This window comes from Bacillus crepusculi (assembly GCF_014764715.1).
GTDB lineage: Bacteria > Bacillota > Bacilli > Bacillales > Bacillaceae > Bacillus.
Genome location: NZ_JACXXE010000002.1, coordinates 1 through 13,631, shown reverse-complemented (window position 1 = coordinate 13,631; position 13,631 = coordinate 1). Strand labels below are relative to the sequence as shown.

At 43.6% G+C, this 13,631-nt stretch carries 13 protein-coding genes; 4 read left to right on the top strand and 9 right to left on the bottom strand.

Annotation, left to right across the window (positions count from 1 at the left end):
• Positions 1-5 precede the first annotated feature (5 nt).
• The 6 genes from IEE86_RS04005 to IEE86_RS03980 form a co-directional block, all read right to left on the bottom strand.
• Positions 6-449: a MarR family transcriptional regulator gene (locus IEE86_RS04005; protein WP_008345718.1), complete on the bottom strand. Its 444-nt coding sequence runs from the start codon at positions 447-449 to the stop codon at positions 6-8.
• 198 nt (positions 450-647) lie between these two features.
• Positions 648-1,949, bottom strand: a complete 1,302-nt coding sequence (locus tag IEE86_RS04000) for a pyrimidine-nucleoside phosphorylase (RefSeq protein ID WP_191096058.1) — start codon at positions 1,947-1,949, stop codon at positions 648-650.
• A gap of 25 nt (positions 1,950-1,974) precedes the next feature.
• Positions 1,975-3,156, bottom strand: a complete 1,182-nt coding sequence (locus IEE86_RS03995) for a NupC/NupG family nucleoside CNT transporter (RefSeq protein ID WP_191096057.1) — start codon at positions 3,154-3,156, stop codon at positions 1,975-1,977.
• 166 nt (positions 3,157-3,322) lie between these two features.
• Positions 3,323-3,994 (bottom strand): deoxyribose-phosphate aldolase, encoded by a 672-nt coding sequence (gene deoC / locus IEE86_RS03990; protein ID WP_191096056.1) that lies wholly within the window; start codon positions 3,992-3,994, stop codon positions 3,323-3,325.
• A gap of 84 nt (positions 3,995-4,078) precedes the next feature.
• Positions 4,079-5,023 carry a sugar-binding transcriptional regulator gene (locus IEE86_RS03985; protein WP_191096055.1) on the bottom strand — a complete coding sequence of 315 codons (945 nt, stop codon included), beginning with the start codon at positions 5,021-5,023 and terminating at the stop codon, positions 4,079-4,081.
• A 61-nt stretch (positions 5,024-5,084) separates the two neighbouring features.
• The gene (locus IEE86_RS03980) at positions 5,085-5,960 is read right to left on the bottom strand and encodes an aldose 1-epimerase family protein (RefSeq protein WP_191096054.1); all 876 of its coding nucleotides are present in this window, start codon (positions 5,958-5,960) and stop codon (positions 5,085-5,087) included.
• Positions 5,961-6,198: 238 nt separating this feature from the next.
• On the opposite strand from IEE86_RS03980, the gene IEE86_RS03975 reads away from it, so the two are divergent.
• Entirely contained in the window at positions 6,199-8,022 is a 1,824-nt protein-coding gene (locus IEE86_RS03975; RefSeq protein WP_191096053.1) for an acyltransferase family protein, read from the top strand.
• Between the two features lie 16 nt (positions 8,023-8,038).
• Here the strand turns inward: IEE86_RS03975 and IEE86_RS03970 are convergent, their stop codons facing one another.
• Both IEE86_RS03970 and IEE86_RS03965 read right to left on the bottom strand, forming a co-directional pair.
• Positions 8,039-9,133, bottom strand: a complete 1,095-nt coding sequence (locus IEE86_RS03970) for a saccharopine dehydrogenase family protein (RefSeq protein ID WP_191096052.1) — start codon at positions 9,131-9,133, stop codon at positions 8,039-8,041.
• Positions 9,130-9,837: a class I SAM-dependent methyltransferase gene (locus IEE86_RS03965; RefSeq protein ID WP_191096051.1), complete on the bottom strand. Its 708-nt coding sequence runs from the start codon at positions 9,835-9,837 to the stop codon at positions 9,130-9,132. The genes IEE86_RS03970 and IEE86_RS03965 overlap by 4 nt, the downstream gene beginning before the upstream one ends.
• 129 nt (positions 9,838-9,966) lie before the next feature.
• Here IEE86_RS03965 and IEE86_RS03960 point away from each other — a divergent pair, with 129 nt between their 5' ends.
• A complete protein-coding gene (locus IEE86_RS03960; protein ID WP_191096050.1) occupies positions 9,967-10,974 on the top strand; it encodes a helix-turn-helix transcriptional regulator in 1,008 nt (335 codons plus the stop codon).
• Between the two features lie 35 nt (positions 10,975-11,009).
• On the opposite strand, the gene yidA is transcribed toward IEE86_RS03960, so the two are convergent.
• Positions 11,010-11,822, bottom strand: a complete 813-nt coding sequence (gene yidA / locus IEE86_RS03955; protein WP_191096049.1) for a sugar-phosphatase — start codon at positions 11,820-11,822, stop codon at positions 11,010-11,012.
• Between the two features lie 310 nt (positions 11,823-12,132).
• Between yidA and IEE86_RS03950 the strand changes: the two genes are divergently transcribed.
• Positions 12,133-12,492, top strand: a complete 360-nt coding sequence (locus tag IEE86_RS03950) for a MerR family transcriptional regulator (RefSeq protein ID WP_191096048.1) — start codon at positions 12,133-12,135, stop codon at positions 12,490-12,492.
• A 137-nt stretch (positions 12,493-12,629) separates the two neighbouring features.
• Complete coding sequence (locus IEE86_RS03945; RefSeq protein ID WP_191096047.1) at positions 12,630-13,613, top strand: Gfo/Idh/MocA family protein; 984 nt, start codon at positions 12,630-12,632, stop codon at positions 13,611-13,613.
• The last annotated feature ends 18 nt before the right edge of the window (positions 13,614-13,631 follow it).

The following is a 13,631-nucleotide window of genomic DNA, read 5'->3' as shown; positions in this document are numbered from 1 at the left end:
CTCCTTTAAGTTGTTTGAATCTTTTCGATGTTTTGTTGTATACGGATGAGCACATCAGTGAGAAGCTTTCGTTCTTCATCACTTACGTTTTCAAGCATTTCTGAGATAAATCGTTCTTTTTCTTTTTTAGAAGCTTCGATTCGTGTTCTGCCTTCCTCTGTCAGACGAACAAGTGTGACTCGATTATCTTCTGGCTTTCTTCTGCGCGTGACCATTCCTTTTGTTTCTAACTGTTTTAAGTGACGCGTCACAGCCGCACTATCAATATTTACTTTTTTCTGCAAATCTGATTGGCTGATTTCATCGGCTTGAAATAACAGTGATAGCAACTCAAGTCTCGATTGGCTGATGCCCGTGCATGCTTCGAACTTCACGCCCATCATACGGTTCACACACTGCAAACGATATAATACCTCTGCTTCTTCAGAGCAAAATGCAGTCAATGCCATCCCCTCTTTTCTATTCAGATCAATTAGTTGATATATCAATCATTGACTCGTCAACTAATATACACCCATTGTTTGATGATTGCAAGAGGTTTGTTTCATAAAGTGAAATTTTTTATCACGAAAGAAAAAGACGAGCTGAACGCCCGCCTTATGACATAAAAAAGGACAAAAGCGACGAATCACTTTTGCCCTTTTCCTTTATTCTGTAATGACTGTGTGGATTAAAGTTGGTACATCAGCATGATCTGCAATGCGGATGTTGTCATAAATTTTCTCCATGACATTTGAAACATCTTCACGGTTTGCATGCAGTGTCACGAGTGAATCCCCTTTTTCAACACGATCTCCCACCTTTTTGTTCAGCATGATGCCGACAGATAGGTCGATATCGTCCTCTTTTGTTGCACGTCCTGCTCCTAGAATCATCGCTGCAACACCGATTTCGTCTGCGACGATTTCAGCAACCACACCTGATTCTTTTGCAGGTACTTCGATTTGATATGGAGCTTGTGGCAGTTTTTCAGGCTGATCTACAATCGAGCTGTCTCCACCTTGATTTTCTAAAAATTCCTTGAATTTCTCAAGTGCTTTGCCGTTTTTCATGACTTCTATCAGCTTTTCTCTTGCTTCATCAAGTGTATCTGCTTTTTTCGCAAGAACAACCATTTGGCTTCCTAAAGTCAGCACAAGCTCGTTTAAGTCTTCAGGACCTTCGCCTCGAAGTGTGTCGATGGCTTCTTTCACTTCTAAAGCATTTCCAATCGCTAATCCAAGTGGCTGAGACATGTCAGAGATGACAGCCATCGTTTGTCTGCCTACGTTGTTTCCGATACGAACCATTGCTTTTGCAAGCTTCTCAGAGTCTTCAGGTGTTTTCATGAAAGCACCTGCGCCTGTTTTCACATCTAGTACGATCGCATCCGCACCCGCAGCAATTTTCTTACTCATAATGGAGCTTGCAATGAGCGGGATCGAGTTAACGGTTCCTGTCACATCACGAAGGGCATACAGCTTTTTATCAGCTGGCGTGAGGTTGCCTGATTGCCCAATGACGGCTACTTTATGACGGTTCACGAGCTCAATGAACTCGTCTTTTGTAATTTCTACGTGGAAGCCCTTTACCGCTTCAAGCTTGTCCACTGTACCGCCTGTATGCCCAAGACCGCGCCCAGACATTTTTGCAACAGGTACATCAAGTGCAGCAACAAGAGGAGCAAGTACAAGCGTTGTTGTATCGCCTACTCCGCCTGTTGAGTGCTTATCTACTTTAATGCCGTCAATAGCAGACAGGTCAATCGTATCGCCTGAGTTCGCCATAGCGAGTGTTAAGTCTGCACGTTCTTGGTCCGTCATATCTTGGAAGAAAATCGCCATCGCCAAGGCACTTGCTTGGTAGTCAGGAATTGTTCCGTCCGTATAGCCTTTGACAAAGAAAGAAATTTCCTCTGAAGATAATTCTTTTCCGTCACGTTTTTTCGCAATGATATCTACCATTCTCATTGTTTTCACCATTCCTTTTTTAAAATTAGTAAATCAAACCGACAACGCCTGCTGTTAAGAAGCTGACAAGTGTTGCACCGAATAACAGCTTTAACCCAAAGCGTGCGACAACGTTTCCTTGCTTTTCGTTTAAGCCTTTGACTGCTCCCGCAATGATACCGATAGAAGAGAAGTTCGCAAATGACACAAGGAATACAGAAATGATGGCTTCTGTACGAGCAGTGAATTGGAAAGCATCACCGGATAGGATTTGCATCGCCACAAATTCGTTGGATACCATTTTGGTTGCCATAATACTTCCTGCTTGTACCGCTTCGCTCCAAGGAACACCAACTAGGAACGCAAATGGAGCAAACACGTATCCAAGTACATCTTGGAAAGAAACACCAATGACTGCTGTAAAGATACCGTTAATCATCGCAATTAATGCAACGAATCCAATCAACATTGCAGCAACAACAATCGCTACTTTGAAACCATCCATAATGTATTCGCCAAGCATTTCGAAGAAGGATTGTCTTTCTTCCTCGACGACTTCGAGCATGTCCTCGTCCTTAGACACTTCATATGGATTGATAATAGACGCGATAATAAATCCACCAAATAGGTTCAGCACAAGTGCTGTCACAACGTACTCTGGTTTAATCATTTGCATGTACGCACCGACAATTGACATCGATACTGTCGACATCGCAGATGCACATAATGTATAAAGACGCTGCTGAGGTAATAATCCGAGCTGTTTCTTAATGGAAATAAAGACTTCTGATTGACCTAAAATCGCAGACGCTACTGCGTTGTAGGATTCTAGTTTCCCCATTCCATTTACTTTACTAAGCAAATATCCAATTCCGCGTACAATAAGCGGAAGGATACGCCAATGCTGCAGGATACCAATCAATGCCGAAATAAAGACGATCGGCAGCAAGACGTTGATGAAGAAAGTTGATGCATTATCATTCATTAACCCGCCAAATACGAAGTTGATTCCTTCACCGGCATAGCCTAGGAGCATTTGGAATCCTTTCGCAAAGCCTCCGACTAGGAAGTTCCCAACACCTGTATTGAGCAGAATATAACCTAAAATAAATTGCAGTACAATCATGACAATTACTGGACGGAATTTCACTCGTTTTTTCCCGTTACTTGCTAGCCATGCAATGGCGAGAATCACCAGTAAACCGATGATACCAATCACGTATTTCATGTTTTTCCTCCTTGAATGAATTCGTTTACATTAATGCGCTTGTATGGGACAAACCCTATTTCGCAAACAAAGTGCGGAAGAAATTCCCAGAACGAGATCCTTCCGCATATGACTTTTTCATCATTTAATGAGTCATGAATGTTATCCTACCATAGGACCGTATGAATTAATAGTCTTTAGAAGGAGCTGATTGATCTCCTTTAATAATGGAAACGCCTGCACTGGCTCCAATGCGGGTAGCGCCTGCAGCTAGCAATGCTTCAACGTCTTCCTTTGTTCTCACGCCGCCTGATGCTTTTACACCGATATCAGGTCCTACTGTTTTACGCATCAATGCGATGTCCTCAACCGTTGCACCGCCTGTACTAAATCCAGTCGATGTTTTCACAAAATCAGCGCCAGCTTTCACAGAAAGCTCACAAGCTTTCACTTTCTCTTCATCTGTGAGCAAACATGCTTCAATAATGACTTTCACAAGTGCCTTCCCTTTTGCCGCGTCTACAACCGCACGAATATCTTGTTCAACCACTTCATATTCGCCGTCTTTCAGTGCCGCAATATTGATGACCATGTCCACTTCTGTCGCTCCGTTTTCAATCGCATCCTTTGTTTCGAATGCTTTGACCGCCGTTGTATTTGCGCCTAACGGGAAACCGATGACAGTACATACATCAACGCCTGTCCCAGCTAGTTCTTTCGCTGCAAGTGACACCCATGTTGGATTGACACAAACGGATGCAAATTGATAAGTCTTTGCTTCTTCAAGTAACTGCAAGATTGCAGCTTTTGATGTATCTGGTTTTAGTGCTGTATGATCAATAAGGTTTGCTATCGTCATGCTTCACACTTCCTTTTAGTTAAGATACTTTCATCTTAAATGACCTTTGAACATTTGTAAACATAGTTATGAAATTTTGTTCATCTATTTTGTGACATTTAAAAGAGCTCTTGCTGTGTGCTGATCAATGATCAATACGTTCGCATATTTTCCTCTTAGGGCTCCGTGGATAGAGGCAACCTTTCGATGTCCGCCAGCGACAAGAATAGAGCGTTCTTTTGTCCTTAAATCATCAAGCTCCACGCCTATTGTGCGATTGTTAATCGCTTCACTGCAAATGCGTCCTTCTTGATCATAAAAGCGCGAACAAATATCTCCAACACTGGATGCCTTGAGCAGCGCTTTTTCTTCTTCACGAAAATAACCCAACCTAAACAAAAGTGCCTCATCTCTTACTGTACCAACAGTAAACAGAGCGATATTCGCCTGTTTTCCCATTTCAATGATTCGTTGAATATGTCTGTCCTTCTCCACCATCTCTTTGACTTCTGCACTATCAAACACAACAGGAAGTGGCAAATAGCGTGGTGCGGTTTGAAAGGCCTCCGCAAACAGCTGGATAGTTTCCGCAGAATATGTATTCACATGGGAGTGGCTAATGCCGCCCTTGAGCTGGACAACCTCTACACCTTTTACCTGTTTAGGTTGCATCTTTTGCGCAATTTGATACATGGTGGTTCCCCAGCTCACCCCCACGATATCACCGTCTTTCACCGTGTCTTGCAGGTAATCTGCACCAAATTGGCTCAAGTAATTGGTGATGGTTGGATAGTCGTCCTTTGGCGAAAATACTACATGAGCTTCGAGCAGGTCGTATTTTTCCTTGAGCAATAAAGACAGCTCGTTTAAATCCTCAAATGGGTCCATCACCGTGATTTGGACGTACCCTTTTTCCTTCGCATATTGAAGCAGCCGAGACACAGTCGGTCTCGACAGGTCGAGCTGTTTGGCGATTTCCTGCTGGCTGTAATCAGATAAGTAATAAAGCCTTGCCGCTTCAATACTGAGTTGCTGTTTCTCCCGATCCATTCGTACGCCTCCTTTTTTTCTTCTATCATAACAAATTGTTCACTTCATCATGCACACATGTTCATTTGAAAAAAATGGTGTAAGCGGCACGAAAGGTCTCACCCTTCTTTAAAGTTTGAATGCCGAATTTCTCCTTGTACTGCCCATTCGTTCCTTCCATATCTGCGATGCCATACCAAGGCTCAATACAAACAAAAGGAGCCATCGTTCCTTTTTCTTGATCATAAGGAGACCAAATGCCAACGAACGGAAAACCCGTGAGGTCGACCTCAACCCCATGGCCTGCTTGGGAATGCAATGACACACGATTGATATGACTAAAAATCATCGCATCGTACTGAAAAAGCTCTGGTCGAAGCTGAATCGGCTCAAGCTGAATGCCTTTTTCCTTCTCCCTTACAAGTGAGTTCCGAAGTTCATATTGGACAGGTAGATGTTCAGTGGATGGTGTCAATGTCAGTGAATAATCTGCTGTTTGCTCACCTTGAGTAAGCGGGATATGAAATGCGGGGTGCCCTCCAATGGAGAAATACATCGTGTCGTCTCCGTCATAATTAATTTCCCAGGAAATCGTCAGCCCATTTTCCGACAATTCATAACGAATGCGGGCTGTAAATTCATAAGGATATTGCTCAACATGACGACCTTTTGATTCATATTGAAAGGTCAACGTATCTTTCGTTTCTTCATATAAATCAAAATCGACATCGCGCAGAAATCCATGCTGCGTGAGCTCATAGGTTTGATCACCTATCTTGTATTGATCCTCCTTTAATCGTCCAACAATCGGAAATAAGACAGGCGACACCCTGCCCCAATATGCAGGATCACCCGACCACATATAGTGACGCCCGTTTTCCTTGTGAAGTACCTCTCTGACCTCGGCACCTCTCTCATTGATCTGAACCAATAACTGATCATTTTCAATCGTTCTCATTTCACACATCCCCTTTCCTTCTTCTTTTATTATGACAGGGATTTTGGTTTTGCATATAAAAATAAGACAATCGCTCCCATCTCTATCTTCATATAAAAAAATTTATTAAAAAAGACAGAAATTCGCCAACAAAATGTGATGCTGATTCGTCTAAACTTATATAAAATAAAAGAATCGTTGTTCTTTTGGAGTAAACAACAAATAAGAAGCGTTCGACATTGATGGGGGATTCATTTTCATGAACAACAAGGAAAATCGTTTACGTTATATATTAGGATTAGATGGGCTGCGGGCCGTTGCTGTATTGGCGGTCATTGCTTATCACTTACATATCGGACCCGCAAGCGGCGGGTTTCTTGGCGTTGATTTGTTTTTTGTGATTTCTGGTTATTTGATTACGACGATCCTTTTACATAAGCAGGATTTGGGCTATCAAGAGCTTTTCCCGTTTTGGATGGGACGGATCAGAAGGCTTCTTCCAGCTGCTTACGTGATGATTTTTTTAACCGTCAGCTGGTGCGCCATTGCTGGTTCAAACGCATTACTATCCATTCGTGGCGATGCCATATCGTCCTTTTTTTATGTCAGTAACTGGTGGTACATTTTCCATCAGCTGTCTTATTTTGATAGCTTCAACGCTGTATCTCCACTGAAAAACTTGTGGTCTTTGGCGATAGAGGAGCAATTTTATATCATGTGGCCAGTGCTGTTGATTGCAGGACTAAAATGGGTGAAAAATAGGTCTCGCCTGCCAATGATCACCTTTGGCCTTGCACTTGTCTCCGCCTTATGGATGGCGATTCTCTATTCACCGGATATCGACCCAAGCAGGGTTTATTACGGAACAGACACTCGTGCATTTGCGCTCCTGATTGGGTGCAGTCTAGCATTTGTATGGCCGATGCAAAGACTGTCTAGCAGAAAATTACTTCCTGTTGGCAGACGTATTTTACATATCGCCGGATTTGGTTCGTTTGCGATTTTCCTTCTATGTGTGTATACAGTGGACGAATTTGACGGCTTCCTCTATCAGGGTGGCATGCTTTTATTCTGTCTGAATGCAGCGATCTTAATTGCGTGCGTCTGCCACCCTGCAAGTCTTGTGGGGAAATGGCTCTCCTATCAGCCGCTCGTCTTTCTTGGGAAGCGTTCTTACGGTATTTACCTGTGGCATTATCCGATCATCGTGCTGACCACACCTGTCATTGAAATTGGACAGCCTTCCATGGGGCGTGTCACATTACAGCTCATTGCCATTTTACTGATTGCAGAGGCTTCCTATCGCTTTATCGAACAGCCCATCCGCCGACTTGGCTTCAGACAATATTTTGCCTCTTGGTCTATTTGGAAAAAAGGAATCAAGCAGTGGTCTACGTCCAATAAAGTGTTTCTTGGCATCGCCGCATCTCTCTTGATCTTATTTACGATTGGTATGTCCAGCTCGTCTCACACCTCCCCACATGCCAAGGAAGTGACACAAATTAAGACGGCACCGAAAAAAGCAGGAGACTCTGCGGAATCAAAAGCAAAGAAAAAGAAAGAAAAGCACGAAAAAAAAGCAGCAGATCACAAGCAGTTTCATCAAGTTCTGGCTATTGGTGATTCCGTCATGTTAGACATTGCGCCGAACCTTGAAAAAGCATATGAACAAATCACCATTGATGCGAAGGTTGGTAGACAAATGAACGAAGCCATCAGCATCGCCCCTCAATACGCTTCATATAATCAATCTGATGCCGCTGTTATTATTGAGCTTGGCACGAATGGTTATTTTACCGAGGGCACGTTGACAGCATTCATTCAGCATTTTTCTAAGGCACACATTTTCCTTGTGAACACGAGGGTTCCAAGGTCTTGGGAAAACGATGTGAATGCAGTGATACAGCGAGTGGCCGATCAACATCACAATGTCACCTTGGTCGATTGGCATTCAGCTGCTACAAGGCAGCCAGCCTATTTTCAGCCTGATGGTGTCCACCTTTCATCAAAAGGTTCTGACACATTGACACAGCTCATTACAGCGTGCATCAAGAAAAAAGGAGAAGTGGCGTCGGCATCATAAAAAGACTAGCGTGATGCTAGTCTAAAAGGCTGGCTCTAATCGCTAATGCCCGTTCTTCCTTCGTTTTATGATCGACCAAAGCAAAATCACCTTTTGTATACGTTAGTGAAAATAATTCTTCGATATGAAAAACGCCTGGCTGAAATCGTCTGTTCAATAAGTGCAGTGCCGCGGAACAGGCGACTTGAGCTGTTGCCTTAGACTCATCGTGTCCTTTTATTCCAAGCGCTGCTTGATGAATCTTGTTCCCATCCATTCCTGTAGCCTCCACTTTCACTGCATATTGATCTGTTCCCATTTGAGTAGATTGAATCATGGAAATAGCTCGTTCCTTGATTTTCGGCACAGTGAGAAGAGACGTCATTCCAAGGCTCCTTGTGAAAGCCAATGCACGCGTTGCCACGCGGGAATCAAAACAAAGCCTTGTCGTCACAGAAGGCACGTGAAGCGTTGAAGGCAATGTCTGTTGATCAGAGAAAGGGAATCGATAGGCATACCGTTTTCCAAGTTTCCCGCCAAAGTTTACCTGTTTGCCTCCAGTAAAGCTTCTGACTCTTTTTCGCTGATGATGCTCGGTAAGCTCATAGTCAGTATGAACATGATCAAGCGTCCATTCAATGGCGGCTTTTCCATGCTGATCGCCCATCCCAAGCATAATACCAATATCTATTTGATCCACTGACGAGAGCATAGATGCCGCTTTCGCCGCTAATAAATTCGTAAGGCCAGGCGCAAGCCCTACACTGAGCAAAGCCGTTGCACCGATGTGCTGCTGATCCAGCTTTGCCACCTGCTCCAAATACGCCCCCTTTGCAGATATATCTATATAATCAATACCTGAACGCAGAACTGCTTCAGTAAATGACGTGCCATCTTGATCAAGACACATGATCACCAGCTTCGTTTGATCTATCCAGTCCGAATGTAACGGCTTACTGACATCTAATTGATAAGGAAGAACCCGCCCTTTTGTCTGGCGTGAAAATTGTTCAGCCTTCTCATAGCTTCTGCCTGCCGCAACAATTTGCCCAGGATACACTTCACTTAACTGAAGACATAATTGCTGTCCGACATGTCCATAGCCGCCAATCACCATCACCTGTGATCTCATTTCTCATCCGGCTCTCTACGACCTCGCTTGCAAACAAGCCCTTTGATCATTCCTGCCTGAAAATAAGGTTTGATGTCTTCAAATCCCGCTTTGATTAAATGACCTCTCATCTCTTCCTCAGGAACAGGATGTGCCGCGCGTCCCAGCCTAGCTTTAAAGGACGCAAACACTTCATTTTCTAGGCCTTGCCTTTGCATGAAAAGAGAAAGCATATGAAGCTCCTGCTGAAATGTGCGTGACTTCATCTCTCCTTGTATAAATGCCACCAAAAGCAATGCCCCTGGTTGAAGCCGGCGGGCAATCTCCTGTAAAAATGGCAGCCGCTCTTTCACAAAATGAATCACAAGTAAGCTCACTGCTGCATCGTATACAGTTTCAGCCGACACCTTGTGTAATGCGGTCTCATGCCAAGTAACGCGCGCCTCCATTTGAAGCTCTGCTACCCGCTTTTTCGCCATACCCATCATAGAAGGTGACGGATCGACCCCTGTGATGAGCCAGTCTGCTTTTCTTTGAAGCATGTTGATGATCTCTTCCCCACCACCCGCTCCGGCAATCAAAATGCGAGAGGCCTTTCCCTTTAATTCAGTTTCTAATACGTCTACTGTCAGCTCATGCAAGAGATGATAGCCGGGTACCTTATGTGCAATCGTTGCTGCGTATGATTCAGCAATTGGATCGTGCCACTGCTGATTTCCTTTCATGTGCTTCTCCTCCAATTCCTTTCCGCTTTACATGGTTTCCTGTACACTAGCGGTATGACATCTTTATTGTAAAAAGAGACATCAGGAAAAACGATCCCTAATAGTGGGGATTTTTGAGGAGGAGATCATGTGACCAATCCAGCGACTCATTTTCAGCAGCTGAGACAACACGTTCGGGACGAGCTTGCCGCCGTCCTTGATTTTGATGCCGCCTGTATTACGACCATTGATCCAGCCACTCTCCTCTCGACAGGTTCCTTCACAGATGAACCGATTGAAGACATTCATGACCGGCTGTTTCAAAATGAGTTTTTAAAAAAGGACGTGCATCAGCATGAGTCGCTAGCAAAAGGACCTGTTCATGCCGCAAGCCTCGTCCAGAGCGGAAAATATCTGAGCAGTGAGCGCTATCAGCACATCCTGTTACCTAAAGGATGGGGAGATGAATTGCGGGTAGCCCTTGTGATCCAAGGAGAATGCTGGGGCATCGCCAGCCTCTATCGTAAAAAGGGAAAGGAACCTTTTCATGAACGAGACATACAAGCAGTCATCCATCAAACCCCAGCACTCGCAGCCAAGCTGAGAGATGAGCTTTTCAAAAAAAGAGACACTGAAGCTGATGACGCGGCAGAGCAGCAAGGGTTTCTCATTCTTTCTCATGATCACACCCTTCTTTATGGAAATGAAACAGGGCTTCATTGGCTACATACCTTCCAAACCTTTGAGCAAATCCATGACCGTGCCGTCATGCCCCGACCATTCAGAGCATTAAGTGCTAAGCTTTTATACGGCGGCGGCACCCAAACAGCGGCAAGCATGACGAGAATGCCTACAGGGCTTTTCCTCTCTTTTCAAGCATTTCAATTAGAGCAGGCAACCGGGCAAAAAGAAGCCGTCATGATTCATATCAAGAGAGCCCAAACGAGCGATATTCTTCCTTATGCGGCGAAAACGTATCGGCTGACAGATAGAGAGATGAACGTCCTTGACTGCTTATTAAAGGGCCAGTCTACAAAGGAAATCGCCAGTACGTTATGTATTTCACCTCACACCGTACATGATCATGTGAAGGCAATGCTGCAAAAGACGAATTTGAGCAGCAGACGTATGCTTGTTTACTTTTTCTCAACCATATAAAAAAGCGGCTACCTCACTGGTAGACCGCTCTTTTCTTATTTTCCTAAAACCAGCTCATGCAGGACATGTGCTACTCCGGCTTCATTATTGGATTTTGTCACAACATCCGCTACTGCTTTGACCTCATCAATGGCATTTCCCATGGCGACGCCGCAGCCTGCAAACTCCAGCATTGATACGTCGTTTCCATTGTCACCAATGGCCATGACTTCTTCACGAGAAATGCCCAGCTCCTTAGCCAGAAGCTTCACGGCATTTCCTTTGCTGACATCAGGATGCAGAATTTCAAGGAAGAAATCCGTGCTTTTCACCATCATGTACTTGTCCTTCACTTCAGACGGAATGGCTTGTATCGTCTTTTCTAAACGTTCTGGCTGATCAATATACATCATCTTCGGAAGCCTCATTGTTGGATCTGCCTCTTCGACAGGTAAATACTTAAGCGGCAGCTTTGTTAAGTAGGATTCAAGCACTGTGTACTCGCTAATATCGCGGTTTGGTGTATACAAATGAGCTGAATCGAAATAATGCATCGGTGTATCCAACTGACGGCTTAGTTCATATAAAGAAGTTAAATCATCATAGGATAACGTCAGTTCTGACACCACATCATTTGTATGGCTGTTTTGGACAAGCGCCCCATTATAGGCAATCACATAATCTCCCTCTTGATTGAGCTGAAGCTCTGCTAAATAGCGATTCACCCCGCCAATTGGCCGGCCTGTACATAACACAATTTTAATTCCCTCTGCTTTTGCCTGTTGAATGGCTTCGAACACTTCATCTGGCACCATATGTTGATCATTTAATAACGTACCATCCATATCAATTGCGACTAATTTATACATTCACTGGTCCCCTTTTCTCAGCAAAACGTGCTGTCACTATTTTGAGCGATCATCCACATGATCACAGGTTTCTTCATTACTATTTACCTATTTTAGCCTATCGTTTTTTTCTCACGCTGTCTACTTGTTCCCACCTGTAACAAAAAATCATCTTATCCTAATCTATTATATCGCATTCTATTCATCCTGCTTTAAATAGAGCTTACGACCCTTTTCAGATGAATAGAATGGAACAAATGTTCACCATTGCTTATTTTGAAACTAGCAAATCTAATTGTATGATGGATAGCAAAGAAAGGAGGTGCAGGGAATGATTACATTTACTAGAGGTAAATTGTCAAAAATGTCTGGTGTACATATTGAAACCATTCGTTTTTACGAAAATGAGGGTGTGCTCCCCGAGCCAAAGAGAGCACATAACGGCTATCGTTTATATGATAAAAAATATGTACTCATGCTATCCTTTATCACCGAAGCGAGAAAGCTAGATTTCTCACTCAAAGAAATTCGTGAAATTATCACGTCACTATTTGAAAAACAGTCAAAAACAGAAGCTGAACAGTTGCTCCAACAAAAGGTAGAAGATATTCAACACTCCATTCAGGAGCTAAAGAAGAGGAAGGCAGCCATTCAATTGTTAACGAAACAAACATTAGCGAACATCAGCTAATGGTGGAATCTGCCAAATTTGTGCCGGTGTGTGTCACTGGCACACCTCGCCTTAAGTGCACGTTCGATCAAAACATCAGGTATACTAAAGACAGCTTTATTTGACATCAAACGAGTTTGGAAGGGGTTTTGAGTAGAATGAAAATTGCAACCATCGGAACAGGCGTGATTGTGGAAGGCTTCCTGCAGGCGATTGAACAGCTGGAAGGTGCCTCTTGTCACGCTGTCTATTCAAGAAAGGAAGCAACGGCAAAGAAACTCGCAGATCAATTTGGTGTGCAAGCCACTTATACAGATTTAACCGCTATGCTAGAAGATCCACACATAGAGGCTGTTTATATCGCATCACCAAATCGTTTACATAGCGAGCATGCCACGGCTGCATTGAAGAACGGAAAACATGTGATTTGCGAAAAACCTTTCACCTCTCATACGAAAGAGCTGGAAGCCTTAATCGCTCTCGCAAAGGAAAAACAGCTCCTCCTATTTGAAGCCATTACGACTGTTCATATGCCAAACTATCATTTAATCAAAAAGCACCTTCATCAATTAGGCAGAATCAAACTGGTTCAATGCAACTATAGTCAATATTCAAGTAAATATAATCAGCTGCTAGCCGGTGAAACACCAAATGTCTTTAACCCAGAATTCTCTGGAGGAGCCTTGATGGATATTAATATCTATAATGTCCATTTCATCATGAATCTCTTTGGATCACCGGAGCAGGTTCGATACCAGGCCAACCGCCATCCAAACGGCATTGACACATCTGGTGTTTTGACGTTCACTTACAATGATTTCATTGCGACAAGTGTCGGCAGTAAGGATACAAGCAGCATGAACTTCGCTCTGATTCAAGGAGAAAAAGGATTCATGCATGTGAAAAATGGGGCAAATGGCTGTGAGGAAGTGCTGCTACATGTTGATGACAGAGTCATCTCACTCAATGCACAAACGAATCCAAACCGCCTGTTTTATGAAGCTGAAGCTTTCCAGCACATCATTGAAACCAAAAATCATGAACAGTGCTATGCATGGCTTGATGAAAGCCTCTCTGTTATGAAAGTCCTTGAAGCCGCAAGAAAGGACGCAGGTATTGTTTTCCCAGCAGATCATGCTTAATCAAAAACCGCCTTCTAC

Coding starts and splice junctions, on each gene's coding strand:
- IEE86_RS03965 (WP_191096051.1), bottom strand. CDS start 9,837: ATGAAAGGAAATCAGCAGTGGCACGATCCAATTGCTGAATCATACGCA.
- IEE86_RS03970 (WP_191096052.1), bottom strand. CDS start 9,133: ATGAGATCACAGGTGATGGTGATTGGCGGCTATGGACATGTCGGACAG.
- IEE86_RS03950 (WP_191096048.1), top strand. CDS start 12,133: ATGATTACATTTACTAGAGGTAAATTGTCAAAAATGTCTGGTGTACAT.
- IEE86_RS03995 (WP_191096057.1), bottom strand. CDS start 3,156: ATGAAATACGTGATTGGTATCATCGGTTTACTGGTGATTCTCGCCATT.
- deoC (WP_191096056.1), bottom strand. CDS start 3,994: ATGACGATAGCAAACCTTATTGATCATACAGCACTAAAACCAGATACA.
- IEE86_RS03975 (WP_191096053.1), top strand. CDS start 6,199: ATGAACAACAAGGAAAATCGTTTACGTTATATATTAGGATTAGATGGG.
- IEE86_RS03980 (WP_191096054.1), bottom strand. CDS start 5,960: ATGAGAACGATTGAAAATGATCAGTTATTGGTTCAGATCAATGAGAGA.
- IEE86_RS03945 (WP_191096047.1), top strand. CDS start 12,630: ATGAAAATTGCAACCATCGGAACAGGCGTGATTGTGGAAGGCTTCCTG.
- yidA (WP_191096049.1), bottom strand. CDS start 11,822: ATGTATAAATTAGTCGCAATTGATATGGATGGTACGTTATTAAATGAT.
- IEE86_RS03985 (WP_191096055.1), bottom strand. CDS start 5,023: ATGGATCGGGAGAAACAGCAACTCAGTATTGAAGCGGCAAGGCTTTAT.
- IEE86_RS04000 (WP_191096058.1), bottom strand. CDS start 1,949: ATGAGAATGGTAGATATCATTGCGAAAAAACGTGACGGAAAAGAATTA.
- IEE86_RS04005 (WP_008345718.1), bottom strand. CDS start 449: ATGGCATTGACTGCATTTTGCTCTGAAGAAGCAGAGGTATTATATCGT.